Annotated in this window: 15 protein-coding genes; 9 read left to right on the forward strand and 6 right to left on the reverse strand. The window is 61.8% G+C overall.

The window, feature by feature from the left end; translation table 11 throughout:
• Nucleotides 1–9: 9 nt before the first annotated feature.
• Nucleotides 10–327 carry an ArsR/SmtB family transcription factor gene (locus tag AACV02_RS08455; RefSeq protein ID WP_106577070.1) on the reverse strand — a complete coding sequence of 106 codons (318 nt, stop codon included), beginning with the start codon at nt 325–327 and terminating at the stop codon, nt 10–12.
• Nucleotides 328–481: 154 nt separating this feature from the next.
• Between AACV02_RS08455 and AACV02_RS08460 the strand changes: the two genes are divergently transcribed.
• Entirely contained in the window at nt 482–1,066 is a 585-nt protein-coding gene (locus AACV02_RS08460) for an acyl carrier protein phosphodiesterase (protein WP_119738883.1), read from the forward strand.
• A 111-nt stretch (nt 1,067–1,177) separates the two neighbouring features.
• On the opposite strand, the gene AACV02_RS08465 is transcribed toward AACV02_RS08460, so the two are convergent.
• Complete coding sequence (locus AACV02_RS08465) at nt 1,178–1,969, reverse strand: lysophospholipid acyltransferase family protein (RefSeq protein ID WP_119738885.1); 792 nt, start codon at nt 1,967–1,969, stop codon at nt 1,178–1,180.
• On the reverse strand, nt 1,969–2,724 hold the full coding sequence (olsB, locus tag AACV02_RS08470; protein ID WP_119738887.1) for an L-ornithine N(alpha)-acyltransferase: 756 nt from the start codon (nt 2,722–2,724) through the stop codon (nt 1,969–1,971). Before olsB ends, AACV02_RS08465 begins: the two co-directional genes overlap by 1 nt.
• Nucleotides 2,725–2,909: 185 nt before the next feature.
• On the opposite strand from olsB, the gene AACV02_RS08475 reads away from it, so the two are divergent.
• From AACV02_RS08475 to AACV02_RS08490, 4 genes are all read left to right on the forward strand, one after another.
• Entirely contained in the window at nt 2,910–3,992 is a 1,083-nt protein-coding gene (locus AACV02_RS08475; RefSeq protein WP_119738889.1) for a serine hydrolase domain-containing protein, read from the forward strand.
• On the forward strand, nt 3,989–4,303 hold the full coding sequence (locus tag AACV02_RS08480) for an amidase (RefSeq protein ID WP_119738891.1): 315 nt from the start codon (nt 3,989–3,991) through the stop codon (nt 4,301–4,303). The genes AACV02_RS08475 and AACV02_RS08480 overlap by 4 nt, the downstream gene beginning before the upstream one ends.
• Before the next feature lie 187 nt (nt 4,304–4,490).
• Nucleotides 4,491–5,072 (forward strand): YceI family protein, encoded by a 582-nt coding sequence (locus tag AACV02_RS08485; RefSeq protein ID WP_119738894.1) that lies wholly within the window; start codon nt 4,491–4,493, stop codon nt 5,070–5,072.
• 1 nt (nt 5,073) lies between these two features.
• Entirely contained in the window at nt 5,074–6,231 is a 1,158-nt protein-coding gene (locus AACV02_RS08490; RefSeq protein WP_106577063.1) for a phospholipase D-like domain-containing protein, read from the forward strand.
• 20 nt (nt 6,232–6,251) lie between these two features.
• Here AACV02_RS08490 and AACV02_RS08495 read toward each other — a convergent pair whose 3' ends face one another.
• Both AACV02_RS08495 and bglX read right to left on the reverse strand, forming a co-directional pair.
• Nucleotides 6,252–9,293: a S8 family serine peptidase gene (locus AACV02_RS08495; RefSeq protein WP_119738896.1), complete on the reverse strand. Its 3,042-nt coding sequence runs from the start codon at nt 9,291–9,293 to the stop codon at nt 6,252–6,254.
• A gap of 163 nt (nt 9,294–9,456) precedes the next feature.
• Nucleotides 9,457–11,748 carry a beta-glucosidase BglX gene (bglX, locus tag AACV02_RS08500; protein ID WP_106577061.1) on the reverse strand — a complete coding sequence of 764 codons (2,292 nt, stop codon included), beginning with the start codon at nt 11,746–11,748 and terminating at the stop codon, nt 9,457–9,459.
• A 243-nt stretch (nt 11,749–11,991) separates the two neighbouring features.
• Here bglX and AACV02_RS08505 point away from each other — a divergent pair, with 243 nt between their 5' ends.
• The 4 genes from AACV02_RS08505 (at nt 11,992) to AACV02_RS08520 (ending at nt 15,439) form a co-directional block, all read left to right on the forward strand.
• Nucleotides 11,992–12,603, forward strand: a complete 612-nt coding sequence (locus tag AACV02_RS08505) for a LemA family protein (protein WP_106577060.1) — start codon at nt 11,992–11,994, stop codon at nt 12,601–12,603.
• Nucleotides 12,604–12,621: 18 nt separating this feature from the next.
• Nucleotides 12,622–13,350, forward strand: a complete 729-nt coding sequence (locus AACV02_RS08510) for a TPM domain-containing protein (protein ID WP_106577059.1) — start codon at nt 12,622–12,624, stop codon at nt 13,348–13,350.
• A gap of 31 nt (nt 13,351–13,381) precedes the next feature.
• Nucleotides 13,382–13,999 (forward strand): TPM domain-containing protein, encoded by a 618-nt coding sequence (locus AACV02_RS08515; RefSeq protein ID WP_119738898.1) that lies wholly within the window; start codon nt 13,382–13,384, stop codon nt 13,997–13,999.
• 222 nt (nt 14,000–14,221) lie between these two features.
• Nucleotides 14,222–15,439: a class I SAM-dependent methyltransferase gene (locus AACV02_RS08520; RefSeq protein WP_119738901.1), complete on the forward strand. Its 1,218-nt coding sequence runs from the start codon at nt 14,222–14,224 to the stop codon at nt 15,437–15,439.
• Between the two features lie 131 nt (nt 15,440–15,570).
• Here AACV02_RS08520 and AACV02_RS08525 read toward each other — a convergent pair whose 3' ends face one another.
• Nucleotides 15,571–16,470, reverse strand: coding sequence for a DMT family transporter (locus tag AACV02_RS08525; protein WP_119738903.1), 900 nt, complete (start codon nt 16,468–16,470; stop codon nt 15,571–15,573).
• Between the last annotated feature and the right edge of the window lie 99 nt (nt 16,471–16,569).

The raw sequence follows: 16,569 nt of genomic DNA on the forward strand, positions 1-16,569 counted from the left end.
GTTTCCTTGTTACAGCGCCGGTGCGCTGAGTTCTGTAATAAGCGCCGTGAGAAAGGCTTGGATCACTTCCTCATTGCGTCTGAAAAAGTGCCACTGCCCGGCCTTCTGGCTGCTGATCAAACCCGCCCGTTGCAAGGTTGCCAGGTGGGCCGACACGGTCGACTGGGACAAGCCGCAGCGCTGGTCGATCTGCCCGGCGCAGATGCCGTATTCGTGGTTGTGCAATTGCTCGGGGAACTGCACTTTCGGGTCTTTCAGCCAGGTGAGGATGTCTCGTCGTACTGGGTGCGCCAGGGCTTTTATTATTTCGTCGAGGTCGATGGACATGGCAGAGGCTCGTTTTCGTAAAACGTTATATCGCGATGAGGCGAACTTTAAATCGTTACATCCCGATACACCAATATGCTTTTGGTCTTAAGACCGGCTATTTCGGTATATCGGGTTATAACGATACATGGAGGGCAGTGGTAGACTGCGCGCCATGAATTATCTCGCACATCTGCACCTGGGCGGCCAACTTCCTGCGCAATTGCTGGGCAGCCTCTATGGCGACTTCGTCAAAGGCCGCCTGCAGGGCCAGTTCAGCCCGCAAATCGAAGCGGCGATCCAGTTGCATCGCTCCATCGATCGCTTCACCGACAGCCACCCCTTGGTAGGCGAGGCGTTGTCACGCTTCAGCCTGACCCGCAAGCGCTACGCCGGGATTGTCCTGGATGTGTTTTTCGATCACTGCCTGGCGCGGGACTGGGCGCGGTATGCCGACCAGCCGCTGGAGCGCTTCACGGCGCAGGTGTACCGCGTGCTGGCGGCCGAGCCGCAGTTGCCGGGACGGCTGGCGCAGATCGCACCCTATATGGCGGCGGATGATTGGTTGGGTTCGTACCGCGAGTTCGCGGTGATGGAACAGGTGTTGCGCGGGATCTCACGGCGTCTTACCCAGCCCGAGGAATTGAGGCATGCCATGCAGGAGTTGCGGGTGTTGTATGAGCCGTTGAGTGAGGACTTTCGGGTGTTCTACCCCGAGTTGCAGGAATTTGCACGAGCCCATCTGACCACTGAGCTCTAAAACATGTGGGAGCGGGCTTGCTCGCGAATACGGTGTATCCGTCAGCATATTTGTTGCTGACAGACCGCATTCGCGAGCAAGCCCGCTCCCACATGGTTGACCGTGCCCGCTTTAGGCAGCAAAAGCAGGTCGAGCATCCACTTGCTCAGCCTCCGGCAACGGCCCAAACAACGCCTTCTGCACCGCCTGCTGCGCCTGGAACGCCAGCGCTGCGCGTTCCTGCCCAGCACACGCAATCGGCTGCAGCACATGAATCTCGACATCGCCCTGGTCGTTGGAAAACAGGCGCATCAGGTGCGAGAGCAAATCGTCGTCACCAATAAACGGTGCCAGCGGGTCCACTTGCCCATCACGCAGATAACGAATGGCCACCGGTTGCAGCGACACATCGGCTTCAATTGCACTGGCCAGCAACCGCCCGTGGAAAGTGCGCAGGCTGCGCCCGTCGGTCGTAGTGCCTTCGGGGAACATCAGCAGCGGGTGCTGTTGCGCCAGGTGACGGGTCATCTGCTTGCGGATCAATTGGCTGTCGCCCGAACCCCGGCGGATAAACAAGCTGCCGGCTTTGGCCGCCAACCAGCCGGCCACCGGCCAGGTGCGCACTTCGGCCTTGGACAAAAAGGACATCGGCGCCACAGCGCCCAGCAGTGGGATATCGGTCCAGGACACGTGATTGCTCACCCACAGCATCGGCGTTTTAGGCAACTCACCGTACACCGTCACGCGAAAGGGCAGGGCACGGGTCAGCCGCGCCATAAAGAATCGCGACCAGCGCTGGCGGCGCACCATCGAGTTGGCCACGCCCAAACGCTCGAACACGCCAAACACACTGGCCATGCTCAGCCCCAGTGCGACCACCAGCAGCACCCGGGCGATGCGCCCGTACACGCGCAGGCGGGCCATTACATGGCCGCCTTGAAGTGGCGGGCGTAACGTGGGCACAGCTCGTCACGCTTGAGCAGGATGAACACGTCGGCCACCTGGAAATCTTCATCCCAGCACGGCTCCCCGCAGATCTTCGCACCCAGGCGCATGTAGGCCTTGAGCAGTGGCGGCATTTCGGCGATCACGTTGGACGGCAGGTCCAGTGCCGGCAGTGGCTTTTTCGGCTCGGCGCGCAGGTGTTCGTTGCACAGGTAGCGTTCGCGCAGGCGCTGCATGATCGCGTGGGCCTGGATGCCGCCGTCGTGCATCGGGATGCTCGCGCAGCCCATCAAGTAGCTGTAGCCGCCCTGGTTCAAGACTTCCGCCAACTCGCCCCACAACACGGCAATGGTGCCGCCGTTGCGGTAGGCCGGGTCGACGCAGGTGCGACCGATTTCCAGGATCGGGCCTTGCAGGTGCAGTAAGCCATGCAGGCTGAATTCTTCTTCGCTGTAGAACCGGCCCAGGGTGCTGGCGGCCTGGTGGTCGAGCAAACGGGTGGTGGCGACCAATCGACCGCTGTTCAAATCCCGCACGCCGATGTGGCTGCAGTGAACATCATAGTCATCCATGTCCAGACCCAGTTCCGCGCCTTTCAGCTTGGCGTTGAACTCGCCGCTGAACACGTTGAACCGCAGGGCCTGGGCTTCCTGCAACGCCTTGGCGCCAATCAGGCGTTCGGCTTGCAGGCGGCGTTCATTGCCGGTGTCGCTGATGCGGGCGATCTGAGTCATGGCGAATCTCCGAGTGCCAGCCACGTTCCGGCCGGTCGACTTGTTTGTCCAAACTCAGGCTATGTAGGCTCGGTGTCAGCGCCATGAAGTTACGGTGACGCTTAGATGACAGCCGTTGATGTCGCCAATCTGTCATGCGCCTGGGCTAGGCTCGCGGGCTTGAATGCCCCCTTGAGTTCGCGTCCATGGTCCGAGGCTTGTTGTGCGTTGCCCTGCTGTTCGTCACCGTTGCCGCCCACGCCGACACCTGGCCTGACAAGGACTGGGCCCAGGGCACAGCACTCACCGGCCCCGCTGTCGATGCCCTGACTGCCTATGCGTTCCCAACCCGTGACGACGCCACCCGCCAAGGCATTCGCACCGACGCGCTGCTGGTGATCCGTGACGGCGAAGTCATCTACGAACGCTACGCCGCACCCACTACCGCGAGCACGCCGCACCTGACCTGGTCGATCAGCAAAAGCCTGATGGCCACCGTGCTCGGTGTGGCCTATGGCGAAAATCGCTTCAAACTTAGCGACCCCGCCGCACGCTTTTACCCGCCGATGAAGCAGCACCCCAAGGTGACGATGGCCGACCTGCTGCACTGGGCCTCGGGCCTGGACTGGCAGGAAGATTACGAATACGCCCCGCTGAAATCCTCAGTGGTGGCGATGCTCTACACCCGTGGCCGCGCCGACATGGCCGAGTTTGCCGCCGACACCGAGGCCGCAGCGGCACCGGGCCAAGCCTTCCGTTACTCCAGCGGCGACAGCAACATCCTCTCCGCCACCCTCAAAGGCATGCTCGGCCACAAGGCCTATATGAGTTACCCGTGGGACGCGCTGTTCAAGCCGCTGGGCATTCACAACGCCACCTGGGAAAACGACGCCGACGAAACCTTCGTCGCGTCCTCCTACGCCTACCTCACCGCCCGCGACCTGGCGCGCATTGGTCTGCTGATGGCGCGCGATGGGCGCTGGGGCGCGCAGCAAGTGCTGCCTGAAGAGTGGGTCGCCTTCAACCGCCAACCCTTCGACAACTACAAAGCCGGCCAGGACGAAGCCGTACCCGGCGGCCAGTGGTGGCTGAACCGCGAAGTACAAGGCGCGCCCCGCCCGTGGCCCGACGCCCCGGCCGACACCTTCGCAGCCCTCGGCCACTGGGGCCAGGCGCTGTTTGTGATGCCCGATGAACACCTGGTGATCGTGCGCTACGGCGACGACCGCGATGGCAGCTACCGCCACAACGAACTGCTCAAGCGCGTGCTCGCGGCGGTGCAACCATGATTCGTCGACACCCGTTCATCAGCCTGTTTCTACTGCTGTTGCTCGCGTTGCTGGGCTGGGTCTGGCATGAGCGCGTCAACCTGCAAGCCTTCCCCGACATCATCGCGGCGTACACCGCCAAGGAATATTGCTCGTGCCGGTATGTGGAGAACTATCCGGCCGAGTATTGCCTGGGGTATGTGAAGCAGTACGTGCCGACCAGCGCGTTCAACGACAACCCGGAGCGCAGTGAAGTGACGGCCAGTGGGTTGGGGCGCACGCATACGGCGCGCTGGATGGGTGATCGCCAAGGCTGCCGCCTGAATCCCTGACACACCCCAAATTCCCTGTGGGAGCTGGCGTGCCTGCGAAGACGGCGGCACAGGCGACAGAAATGTTGACGGACCTGTCGCTATCGCAGGCAAGCCAGCTCCCACCTTGATCGGCTTTGTCAGTTACATTGCGCCCGGCACCCGGCACAGTTAAGGTTCGTCCAGGTTTTTTGCCTCACGAGTCTTTATGTTCAACGTCAAACCCCTGGCCTTCACGCTGCTGACGGCTGCAGCTCTGCCTGCCCATGCCGACTGGTATCTGGATAACGAATCCTCACGCCTGTCGTTCGTCACCACCAAGAACACCGAAATTGCAGAAGTGCATCGCTTTCTGGTGTTGCACGGCAAGGTCGACAGCCAGGGCGCGGCCCAGTTGGAAGTGGAGGTGGAGTCGATCAACAGCGGCATCCCGCTGCGTGATGAGCGCATGCGCAATGACCTGTTCGACATCAAGACCTTCCCCGAAGCGCTGATCACTGCGCAAATCAACCTGCAACCCATCAACGATTTGGCCCCCGGCGCGCAGCTGGAATTGCGCCTGCCGTTGAGTGTGACGTTGCACGGCAAGACTCAGACCTACAGCGCCGAACTGCTGGCCACGCGCCTGGATGACCGGCGCTTTCAGGTGGTGACCCTGGAGCCGGTGGTGTTGCATGCCGAAGATTTTGACCTGGCGCCGGGCGTGGCGACCTTGCGCAAAGCGGCGGGGCTCAAGTCGATCAGTTTGTCGGTGCCGGTGGGTGCGGTACTGATTTTTACGGCGCGCTGACGTGAGCGGCGCAGTCTTCCCGTGGCGCAGCGCCAACCGTTTCGAGTTGCTGATCGACGGCCCGCGTTTCTTCCCGCAGATGCTGGCGGGCATTGCCCGCGCTGAGCGGCAAGTCGAGTTGGAGTTGTACCTGGTGGAAGCCGGCGCCTGCGCCGACGCCATGGTGCAGGCGCTGGTACTCGCCGCCGAGCGCGGCGTGCGGGTGCGCTGTTTGTTTGATGATTACGGCAGCCTGGCGTTTACCCTGAGTTTGCGTAAGCGCCTGACCGACGCGGGTGTGGAGCTGCGGTTCTATAATCGCCTGAGCTGGCGGCGCTGGATGCGCAATCTTTACCGCGACCACCGCAAGCTGTTGCTGATTGACCAGAGCATTGCCGTGGTCGGCGGCACCGGCGTGACCGATGAATTCTGGACGCCAGGGCAAGACACGGCCGAATGGCATGAAGTGATGGTGCAAATCAGCGGCCCGTTGGTGCTGGACTGGCAAGCGCTGTTCGAGCGGCAATGGCACGCCAATGCCGCTCGCCGAGAATGGAAGCCCGCTACCCATTTTGGTTTGCCGCGCCTGCCCAAGGTGCCGGCCACCGGGCCAGGCCTGGGGCGCGTCGCCTATGCCGACGCGCGTCAGCACCGCGATATCCTGCAGTCTCTGATCCGCGCCTTGAACAGCGGCCAGCAAAGAATCTGGCTGGCCACGCCGTATTTTCTGCCGACCTGGAGTGTGCGCCGTGCCTTGCGCCGCGCGGCCGGGCGTGGGGTGGATGTGCGTTTGCTGCTCACCGGCCCGCGCACCGATCACCCCTCCGTGCGCTACGCCGGGCACCGTTATTACCCGCGTTTGTTGCGCGCCGGTGTGCAGATTTTCGAATACCAGCCGTGCTTCCTGCACCTGAAAATGGTGCTGGTGGACGATTGGGTGAGCATCGGCTCGTGCAATTTCGACCACTGGAATTTGCGCTTCAACCTGGAAGCCAACCTGGAAGCGCTGGACCCGCAATTGACGCTGGCCGTGGCCGGCAGTTTCGAACGCGATTTTGCCAAGAGCCAGGCCGTGAGCCTGGAAGCATGGAAGTCGCGGCCGTTGTGGCGGCGGGTCAAGCAGCGGGTGTGGGGCTGGATTGATCGGTTGGTGGTGAATCTGTTGGATCGGCGAGGGTAGGGCGCCCCCGCCGTTGCTGACTAAAACTGCAATGTGTACTGCGCTGTAAGGCTTTGGTCGCGTGTGCGCTCACCGCGCTGTTGGCTGAAGCCGAAGTCCAAGGTGCTGTCGCGGCTCAGGCGCGCGGTGGCGCCCAGTTCCAGGCGGGTGCTGAGGCGATCCAACGGCGCGCCGCTGACGCTCATCACGCGGCCGCCGTCCCAGGCTGCCTGAGTGGTGGGTTGCAGGTCGCCGCTAGCATGGGTATAGGCCAGGCCGCCACGCAGGCTCAGCCATGACGGGCCGATCTGCGCCTTGCCCAGGTCGAGGTTGACCCGCACACCGCCGGTGGTCAGGTTGACGTTTTCCTTCGAGCGTTTGCCCTTCAGTGCAGCCATGCTGCCGCGCTCTTTGAAGCCTTCGCTGCGCTGTTGCACATTGGCCAGTTGCAGATACGGCTGCCAGTTCCAGAAGTCATGGCTGAACCTGTAGTTGGCCTCGGCAAACGTCTGCACGGTGCGGCTGGCGTATGTGGCGGTCAGGCGCTTGTCTACGCCGGGGAAGCTGACGCGGCGTTTTGTTTCGATCTCATGTTGCGCATAGGCGATGCCGCCATACACGCCGAACGCGTCCCACGTGTGGCCGGCGTGCAGGGCCAATTGGTAGGTGTCGACGCTGGCTTTGCCTCGCGAACCGGCCTTCACATCCGAGCGGCCGCTGCCGGCGACCATGCCCACGCGAGTGCCTTGCTCCAGCGTGTGATCGAACCCCAACAGCAGGCCCGTGCTGTTGTGGTGAGTGCGCGTGGTGTTGCTGTTGCCTGCGAGTTGGCCGGATTGACGCGGCAGTTGCACCCAGATGCCTTGGTTGTTGGCGTCGAGTGCGGCGTCGCGGCTGTCTTGCGCCAGGCGCTGACGATCGAGTGCGGCCTGGCGCACGACACGGCTGTTTTCAATCAGCACCGCTTGGGTGCTGGCATGCAGTTCGCCGCTCAACTGATCCAGGGCTGCAGGTGCTTGCTCGGGAAACAGCGCGGTCAGGCGTTGCAGCAGCGGCGAGGGTTGGGTTTCAGCATCCGCAGCATGGGCGACGGCGCGTTGGTTAGCAGTCTGCGCCGCTGACGCCAGTGACTGACCGCGGCCAAACTCCACCAGCAAGTTATTGCCTTGCTTGACCTGGGAAACGCTGAGGAAAGGCGAGAACTCGCGGCGGTCTACCGAGGTAAATTCGCCATTCAACGCACCTTGGGCTTGAAGGATGCTGTAACGCTGGCCCAGGTAATAGTGGTTGGGTTGCGCACTCAGGTACAACGAGCCGCCGTTGATGGACGCCTGCTTTTGGACCTGCAATGTGGCCGGGGCTGTCTGGCTGGTCAGCCCGGTCATCAGGGTGGAGCCGGCTGCTTGTCGGTAGTCGCCCTCGACGGCCAGTGAACCATTCAGGCGCAGCAGACCGCCTTCGAGGTTAACGTCACCTTTGAGGGTATTGGTGGCGTCCAACTCCAGCACACCCTCTTTGAGCGTGACGCCGGCAAAGCTGTTGTTGCCGCTCAGGCGCAGCCAGCCGATGCCGGTTTTTTCCAGGTGCCCCGGGCCGCTGATGTCGTTGCGCCAGTCGTCCCAGGCGCCGCCTTGCCAGACCCTGGCTCCGCCGGCGGGGCGGTCCATGTTCACCACGGTGTCGACCCGCAGTTGGCCAGGGCCATCGATGGCTTTTTTCAGGTTCATGAGGCCCCAGCCATAGACGTCGTCTACCCCAGGCTCACCCAGGTCGGTGGCGGTGGTCAGCAACACGTCGCGGATTTGCGGGTTGTCGAGGTAGGGGAAGCGTTCCATCAGCAGGGCCAGCCCGCCGGTCACGTGCGGGGCGGCGATGGAGGTGCCGGAGGCGGTCAGGTAGTTGAACGCGGGATTGTCGCCGGTCACCTTGAAACCATCGACTTCGCCGTCGGCGTCATGGTGGTTTTCGGTGGTGATCGAACCCGACACCCAGGCTGAGGTGATATCCGTTCCGGGTGCGGCCAGGCACCAGTCTTTGCTGAAACCGCAACGGTAGGAGCGATTGCTTAATGTCAGGCTTTGATCGAGGTTGACCACGGTCAGCCAATAAGGCTCCAGCGCCTTGATTGCGCGGGGCAGGCTCGAATGGACGCCGGTAAACGGTGCTGTTTCGGGCGAGGCGTTGGCCGTGTCGGTATTGCCCGCTGCCCATACCTGCAGCATGCCGTATTTGATCGCACCCTCGGCTGTGGCCTTGAGCTCTTGATATTGATTTATCTCGGCCAGGAAGGCGTCGAGTTCTGCCTCACCCGCCAGGGGCGTAGGTGTGCCCCAGCTGTGGTTGACCACGCGTACCTGCTGTTCGTGCAGTTGCGCGTAGGCCCTGCTCACGGCTGCAGGCGTTACGTTGGTGACGCTGAAAGGGCTTAAACCAGGCCCGCCCAGGTAGCTGTTGCTGAATTTGCGCACGGCACTCATGTGCGCGCCGTAGGCCACACCCTGCACGCCAGAGCCATCACGGTTGGCGACTATCTTGCCGGCCACGTGCGTGCCGTGAGCGTTGTAGTGAGTGCTTACATTTTTCAGATAGTTATCAAGTTCTTCGCGGGTGATGTCGCCATTGGCAATGGCCTCCTCCAGGCCGAGCAAGGCTTTGGGAGGCAGCGAGTCGATGACATTCACCGCTGAACGGTCACCCTCGCTGAAAAAGCAGCCATCAGCCAGCACTGTCTCACTCATGCAGCCAGGGTCGGCCAGGCGCACGCCGGAATGGGGCTTGCCGGCAAATTCAGGGTGGCGCACATCGGTTCCAGAATCGTAAACGCCCACCCGCACCCCTGTGCCGCTCAACCCCCTGGCGTAGGCGTGGTCGGCACCGATTGCACCCAGCCCCCAGTCTTTGTTGAACTCTTGACTGTGCCAACTGGCTGCATCGTGCAACCGGCCTTGTTCGACGTAGCTGGCTGCCTGGGCCGCCAGGCTCGACAGGCATCCGAGCACACAGAGGGCGATCGCCGCTGGCTTGAATGATGATTGAGCGGGCGCCTGTGTTGCGGGTGCTCGAACGGTTTTCGGGGGCGACATGGTCCACACACCTGCACAGTTATTTCGGGTCAATAGCGTGCGTGAGTAGGCCGGGCGCCTGATGTAGGACTTGGCTTGAAGCGGGGAGGGAACGCTGACTTTTTACTGACTGAGACGGGGAAGGGCGCAAGCCCCCTCTCCAACGAAGAGGGGGCTGCAGGTATTACAGCAACTCGAACGTCTGCTGCTGCACATCCTGGGAATCCAGCCCGATCTGCACATTGAACTGGCCGGGTTCCGCGGCGAACTTGAGCTGGGTGTTGTAGAACTTCAAGTCTTCTTCGGTGATGGTGAAGTGCAGCGTGCGCTCTTCACCGGCCTTGAGCATGACCTTCTGGAAGTTCTTCAGCTCTTTCACCGGGCGGATCATCGAGCCGGCCACGTCCTGGATATACAGCTGCACCACGGTTTCGCCGTCGACCTTGCCGGTGTTTTTCAGCGTGACGCTGGCGTCGAGCTTGCCGGTCTTGTTCAGCGTCGTGGACGACAGCGCCATGTCGGACAGGCTGAACGTGGTGTAGCTCAGGCCATAGCCAAACGGGAACAGCGGCCCGGTGACGTCATCGAAGTATTGCGAGGTGTAGTTGCCCGGCTTGCCCGGCGTGAAGGGCCGGCCAATGCTCAGGTGGTTGTAGTAGGTCGGAATCTGCCCCACCGAACGTGGGAAGGTGATCGGCAGCTTGCCCGACGGGTTGTAGTCACCGAACAGCACGTCGGCAATCGCGTTGCCGCCTTCGGTGCCGGCGAACCAGGTTTCGAGGATCGCGTCGGCTTGTTGGTTCTCGTCAAGAATCGACAGTGGGCGGCCGTTCATCAGCACCAGCACCAACGGTTTGCCGGTGGCTTTGAGGGCCTTGATCAAGTCGCGCTGGCTTTGCGGGATGTTCAAATCGGTGCGGCTCGAGGATTCGTGGGACATGCCACGCGACTCGCCTACGGCCGCGACCACCACGTCAGCGTCCTTCGCCGCTTTCACCGCTTCGTCGATCAGTACTTGGGCTGGGCGGGTGTCATCCACCACTTCCGGCGCATCGAAGTTGAGGAAGTTGAGGTAGTCGACCACAGCCTTGTCGTTGGTGATGTTGGCGCCACGTGCGTAGATCACTTTGCCTTTTTCGCCGATCACGGCATTGATGCCGTCGAGCAGGGTTACCGATTGTTCAGGCTTACCGGCGGCAGCCCAGCTGCCCATCATGTCGATAGGGGCCTTGGCCAGCGGGCCGACCAGCGCGATGGTCGCGGACTTTTTCAGCGGCAGGGTGTCGTTCTGGTTTTTCAGCAGCACCAGGCTGCGGCGCGCGATATCACGGGCGTCGGCGCGGTGCAGGCGGCTCTCGGCATAGGTGTCGGCCGGGTCATCCTCGGCCTTGCCGATGCGCAGGTACGGGTCGTTGAACAGGCCCATGTCGTACTTGGCGCCGAGCACTTCGCGCACGGCGTTGTCGATGTCGCTCTGTTCGATTTCGCCGGACTTGAGCAACCCCGGCAGTTCCTTGCCATACAGCGAGTCGTTCATGCTCATGTCGATGCCGGCCTTGATCGCCAGCTTGGCGGCTTCACGCCCGTCCTTGGCCACGCCGTGCTTGATCAGCTCGAAGATCGCGCCGTGGTCACTGACGGCCAGGCCTTTGAAGCCCCAGTCCTTGCGCAGCAAGTCGTTCATCAGCCAGGTGTTGGCGGTGGCAGGCACGCCGTTGATCGAGTTCAACGCCACCATCACGCTGCCGGAACCGGCCTTGATTGCCGCGTGGTACGGCGGCAGGTAGTCCTGGTACATCTTGACCGGGCTCATGTCGACCACGTTGTAGTCGCGACCGCCTTCTACCGCGCCATACAGGGCGAAGTGCTTGACGCTGGCCATGATGCTGTCGGCATTGGCGGGGCTGGCGCCCTGGAAGGCCTTGACCATGACCTCGGCAATGCGCGAGACCAGGTAGGTGTCTTCGCCGAAGCCTTCGGATGTACGGCCCCAGCGTGGGTCGCGGGAGATGTCGACCATCGGCGCAAAGGTGATGTCGAGGCTGTCGGCAGCGGCTTCCTGGGCGGCGATGCGCCCGGAGCGGCCGATGGCGTCCATGTCCCAGCTGGAGGCCAGGGCCAAACTGATCGGGAAGATTGTGCGGTGGCCGTGGATCACGTCATAGGCGAAGAACATCGGGATCTTCAACCGGCTGCGCATGGCCGCGTCCTGCATCGGACGGTTTTCCGGGCGGGTGATCGAGTTGAAGGTGCCGCCGATACGGCCGGCGGCGATTTCCTTGCGGATCAGCTCGCGGGGCATTTCGGGACCGATGCTGATCAGGCGCAATTGGCCGATCTTTTCATCCAGGGTCATCTGCTTGAGCAGGTCGCTGACAAAGGCGTCCTTGTCTTTAAGCGCAGCAGGCTTTGTTTCTGCCCAGACGGGGTGAGTGGCCAGAGTGGCAACAAGGCCGAGCAAACACAGCTTCTTCATGAATATCCTTTTTCGGCTACTGCACAGCGAAAATGCGCCGCTCTGCCAAAATGTGGGGAACATATGTTGTTGTTCGAGTGTTATTGCAGTAAATGCACGACACTTGTGAACTCTTATTCGCGCTGGGCATCTTTTTAGCTGATTGGCTCAATGCAATCCAGTGGTGGCGGCGGATTATGCCCCAAGCGCGTGGTTTAAAGGGTTAGTCGTCAACTTCCATCAAGTTTGGGCAGGAGAAACACCATGCAAGCAGCACAAGGTTACCGCTGGGGCTTGAAAGCCGCCGCTCTGCTATTGATCAGCACAGTGCTGAGCGGTTGCGGCATCAACACCATTCCGACTCTGGATGAACAGGCCAAGGCGGCCTGGGGCCAGGTGCAGAACCAGTACCAGCGCCGCGCCGACCTGATCCCCAACCTGGTGGAAGTGGTCAAGGGTTACGCAGCGCATGAGCAAGATACCCTCACCGCCGTGATCGAAGCGCGGGCCAAGGCCACCTCGATTCAGGTGGATGCCAGCACCCTCGACAATCCGGAAAAACTCAAGCAGTTCCAGCAAGCCCAGGATGGTTTGAGCGGCGCCCTCAGCCGTTTGATGGTGGTGTCCGAGCGCTACCCGGACCTGAAAGCCAACCAGAACTTCCTGGCCCTGCAATCGCAACTTGAAGGCACAGAAAACCGCATTGCTGTGGCTCGCCGTGACTTTATCCAGGCCGTGCAGGCTTACAACACCGAAATCCGTACCTTCCCTGGCCGCCTGTGGCACAGCGTGATGTACAGCGACTTGCCGATCCGCGCCACGTTTGAAGCCACCAGCGCCGATGCCGATAAAGCGCCACAAGTGAAGTTCAAATAAGGCTTCTCTGAGGTGTCGATGCGTTTATTACGGATAGGCTTGGCGCTGTGGTTGCTGGCCTGCGTGGGTGCCGCCCAGGCGGCATTGACGTTCCCGGCCTTGACCGGACGGGTGGTGGACAGCGCCCAGATGATCGACCCGGCAACCCGCGCGCAGATCACCCAGCAGTTGCAGGCGCTGGAGCAAACCTCGGGCGACCAGATCGTGGTGGTCACCGTGCCCGACCTGCAAGGCGTGCCCATTGAAGACTACGGTTACCAATTGGGTCGCCAGTGGGGCATCGGGCAGAAGGGCAAGGACAACGGCGCGCTGTTGATCGTCGCCCGTGATGAGCACAAGTTGCGCATCGAAGTCGGCTATGGCCTCGAAGGTGTGCTGACCGATGCGCAGTCGTGGGTGATCATCAACCAGGTGATCGCGCCCAAGTTCAAGGCGGGCAATTACAGCCAGGGCATCAGCGACGGTGTGGCGGCGATGGTGCAGGTGGTGGGTGGCGAGCCGCTGGCCGTGCCGGCGCATGTGGCCGATGCGAATTTCGCCAAGAACAACCCGGGGTTTTCCATCGGCTTGTTCATCTTGCTGATTGGCGTGCTGTGGCTGTGCAATCGCCTGGGCCTGCCGGTTGGCGCTATTCTGCTGGCGATTCTCAGCAGCAGTGGGCGCGGCGGCGGTGGCGGGGGCGGCGGTGGTGGCTTCAGAGGCGGCGGCGGTGGTTTTGGCGGTGGCGGGGCCTCAGGTGGCTGGTAATGACAATAACTAGAAAGGGGCATCTACAACCATGGCACTACTGAGTGAACACGAGCAACGCCAGGTCGCTGAGGCGATCGCTCGGGTCGAAAAAACCACCGATGCCGAACTGGTCACCGTGCTGGCGGCGCGTGCCGATGATTACGCTTACATCCCGTTGCTCTGGGCCAGTCTGATCGCCTTGGTGGTGCCCGGCGTGGTGCATTACTTGTCGGGCTACCTGACCATGTACACCTTGCTGCTGGCACAGTGGGCAACGTTTATCGTGTTGTGCCTGGTGTTTCGCCTGCCGAAAGTCACCACGCGTCTGATCCCGCGCTCGGTACGGCATTGGCGCGCGTCCAACCTGGCGCGCCGCCAGTTCCTGGAGCAGAACCTGCACCACACGCTGGGCGGCACTGGTGTGCTGATTTTTGTCAGCGAGGCGGAGCGCTATGTGGAAATCCTGGTGGACGAGGGCATTTCCAAGCGCCTGGATGACGGCAGTTGGGACATCATCGTCAAGGCGTTCACCCAGCAGGTGAAGCAAGGGCAGACGCTGGCCGGGTTTATTGCGTGCATCGAGGCCTGCGGCGAGTTGCTCAAGGTGCATGTGCCGGTGACGCAAACCCGTAATGAACTGCCCAACAGGTTGGTCGTACTCGAATAACCCAAACACCACTGAACCAAAATGTGGGAGGGGGCTTGCCCCCCGATGGCCGTGTGTCAAGCAACTCATTTGGAGCTGATACACCGCCATCGGGGGCAAGCCCCCTTCCACCTTTGGATCTGTGCAGGCTGGACGAATCGACCGTTGATCAAATAAGCCCGTGCCCTAAACCTTCATCCCCCCTAAAATGCCCGGCATTCCCAGCCCGAGGCGTTTTTGTTCATGTCCGTCACCGCTCAACCTGCCCGCCCTGCGCCGGATCATCACGCCCAGTTCATCGAACTGCTGAGCGCAAGCCTGGCGCAGAACGCGTTTATCAAGCTGGTGCTGGCCAAGTACGTGGGTGAGGAAGCCGATTTGCAACGGCTGATCATCAAGCCGGTAGAGGTCAAGGAGCAGGCCTGCCTGTCCTTCGTTTACCGCTACAAGACCCGCGATATCACCAAGAACTTGCCGCTGGCCGAGGGCGTGGCCGCGATTGCTGCGCTGCTGCCCACCTCGTTCAAGAATGCGCATTTGCTGTCGCTGACCGACGAAGCCCAGCTGGAATACAGCAAGAAGAACAAAAGCTCGCTGTTCAAAAGCAAGCCCCAGCAACTGCGTGAGGCGCCGTCCGCCGAGCACAACCGCGAGAAAAATCGCTTCCTTGACCTGAGCCGGCCATTCCTCGCCGACCTGGGCGTGACCGACGCCAAGCAGGCGCTGATCCCGTCGATGTCGCGCAAGTGGAAGCAGATCAACAAGTTCATCGAAGTGTTCAGCCATGCGCTGACCTCGTCGCCGCTGAAACTGGATCAGCCGGTGCGCGTCGCCGATTTCGGTTCGGGCAAGGGTTACCTGACCTTCGCCATCCACGATTACCTGCGCAACACCCTCAAGGCCGAGGGCGAAGTGACTGGCGTGGAACTGCGCGAAGACATGGTGACGTTGTGCAACAGCGCGGCCGCACGCCTGGAACACCCTGGGCTGGTGTTCAAGTGCGGTGACGTACGCAGCGTGGCGCCCAGTGACCTGGACGTAATGATTGCGCTGCATGCCTGTGACATTGCCACCGATTACGCGATCCACACCGGTATCCGTTCGGGCGCGTCGATCATCATGTGCTCGCCGTGCTGCCACAAACAGATTCGCCTGCAGATCCAGAGCCCGGTGCTGCTCAAGCCGATGCTGCAATACGGCCTGCACCTGGGCCAACAGGCGGAAATGGTCACCGACAGCCTGCGTGCGCTGTACCTCGAGGCCTGTGGGTATGAGACCAAGGTGTTCGAGTTCATCTCGTTGGAACACACCAACAAGAACAAGATGATTCTGGCGATCAAGCGCAGCGAGCCGGTGGACAACGCGCAGTTGCTGGAGAAAATCCAGGCGCTGAAGGCGTTCTACCAGATCAGCGAGCACTGCCTGGAAACCCTGCTGCGCGCGGATGGCTTCTTGAACTGAACACAGGCCCTGTGGAAGCCGGGCTTGTGTGGGAGCTGGCTTGCCTGCGATGCAGGCGACTCGGTCTTTCAGCTAAACCGCGGTGATGCCATCGCGGGCAAGCCCGGCCCCCACACACGCGTGCTTTCACATTAGATAGCGTTCGGCTTGGGCGCAGGCGCAGGCTGCACCGCGGTCTTGCGTCCCAGCATCACCGTCACGATCACCCCACAGGCAAACAGCCAGGTGATCGGCTCGATATGCTCACCAAAAAACAACGCCGAAAACGCGATGGTGAAGAAGATCTGCAGCAACTGGATCTGGCTGACCCGCGCGATGCCGCCCATGGCCAACCCGGCGTACCAGGCGAAGAACCCCAGGAACTGCGAGAACAGCGACACGTAACCAAACGCCCACCAGGCACGCGTCGAAATTACCCCTTGATGCTGCGCCGCCAAGTACCACACCGGGCCGATCAACACCGGCGTCGACAGCACCAGCGCCCAGCAGATCACCTGCCAGCCACCCATTTCCTTGGCCAGGCGGCCACCTTCGGCATACCCCAGGCCGCCCACGGCAATCGCGCCGAGCATCAGCAAATCGCCTGCCTGGACACTGCCGGCACCGGTGATCAGCGCGTAACTCAACACCAATGCACTGCCCAGCGCCGCACAGGCCCAGAAGGCTTTTGACGGCCGCTCATGGGACAGCCACGCCGCATACAGCGCCACGCACAGCGGCTGCAGGCCGTTGACCAGTGCGCCATGGGAGGCTGGCAAGGTTTGCATGGCCCAGGCCGACAGCACCGGAAAACCGAGGATCACGCCGGCTATCACCAGGCACAGCCCGCGCACCTGGCGCCAGGTGGGCCAGCGCTCGCGGCGCCACAGCAACAGCGCCGCCGCCGGAACTGCCGCAAACAAGGCACGGCCCAGGCCGTTGAGCAACGGATGGACCTCCTGCACGACGATGCGGGTGAACGGCAAGGTGAGGCTGAAGATGATGACGCCCAGCAGGCCGAGGGCCATGCCGGTGTTTTCGCGCGAGCTCATGAGGGCGACCCGAATCTAGAGGGCTTCAAGGGAAGCCCATCTAGCCACAACCCTCGCCGATTGCTGGCCTACAGCTGGGTGCGGATTTATCCGTACAGT

The organism is Pseudomonas sp. Larv2_ips (assembly GCF_963879675.1).
GTDB lineage: Bacteria > Pseudomonadota > Gammaproteobacteria > Pseudomonadales > Pseudomonadaceae > Aquipseudomonas.

What these genes read in the sequence shown, in the direction of transcription:
- AACV02_RS08455 (WP_106577070.1), bottom strand. Translation starts at nt 327, where the DNA reads ATGTCCATCGACCTCGACGAAATAATAAAAGCCCTGGCGCACCCAGTA.
- AACV02_RS08460 (WP_119738883.1), top strand. Translation starts at nt 482, where the DNA reads ATGAATTATCTCGCACATCTGCACCTGGGCGGCCAACTTCCTGCGCAA.
- AACV02_RS08465 (WP_119738885.1), bottom strand. Translation starts at nt 1,969, where the DNA reads ATGGCCCGCCTGCGCGTGTACGGGCGCATCGCCCGGGTGCTGCTGGTG.
- olsB (WP_119738887.1), bottom strand. Translation starts at nt 2,724, where the DNA reads ATGACTCAGATCGCCCGCATCAGCGACACCGGCAATGAACGCCGCCTG.
- AACV02_RS08475 (WP_119738889.1), top strand. Translation starts at nt 2,910, where the DNA reads ATGGTCCGAGGCTTGTTGTGCGTTGCCCTGCTGTTCGTCACCGTTGCC.
- AACV02_RS08480 (WP_119738891.1), top strand. Translation starts at nt 3,989, where the DNA reads ATGATTCGTCGACACCCGTTCATCAGCCTGTTTCTACTGCTGTTGCTC.
- AACV02_RS08485 (WP_119738894.1), top strand. Translation starts at nt 4,491, where the DNA reads ATGTTCAACGTCAAACCCCTGGCCTTCACGCTGCTGACGGCTGCAGCT.
- AACV02_RS08495 (WP_119738896.1), bottom strand. Translation starts at nt 9,293, where the DNA reads ATGTCGCCCCCGAAAACCGTTCGAGCACCCGCAACACAGGCGCCCGCT.
- bglX (WP_106577061.1), bottom strand. Translation starts at nt 11,748, where the DNA reads ATGAAGAAGCTGTGTTTGCTCGGCCTTGTTGCCACTCTGGCCACTCAC.
- AACV02_RS08505 (WP_106577060.1), top strand. Translation starts at nt 11,992, where the DNA reads ATGCAAGCAGCACAAGGTTACCGCTGGGGCTTGAAAGCCGCCGCTCTG.
- AACV02_RS08510 (WP_106577059.1), top strand. Translation starts at nt 12,622, where the DNA reads ATGCGTTTATTACGGATAGGCTTGGCGCTGTGGTTGCTGGCCTGCGTG.
- AACV02_RS08515 (WP_119738898.1), top strand. Translation starts at nt 13,382, where the DNA reads ATGGCACTACTGAGTGAACACGAGCAACGCCAGGTCGCTGAGGCGATC.
- AACV02_RS08520 (WP_119738901.1), top strand. Translation starts at nt 14,222, where the DNA reads ATGTCCGTCACCGCTCAACCTGCCCGCCCTGCGCCGGATCATCACGCC.
- AACV02_RS08525 (WP_119738903.1), bottom strand. Translation starts at nt 16,470, where the DNA reads ATGAGCTCGCGCGAAAACACCGGCATGGCCCTCGGCCTGCTGGGCGTC.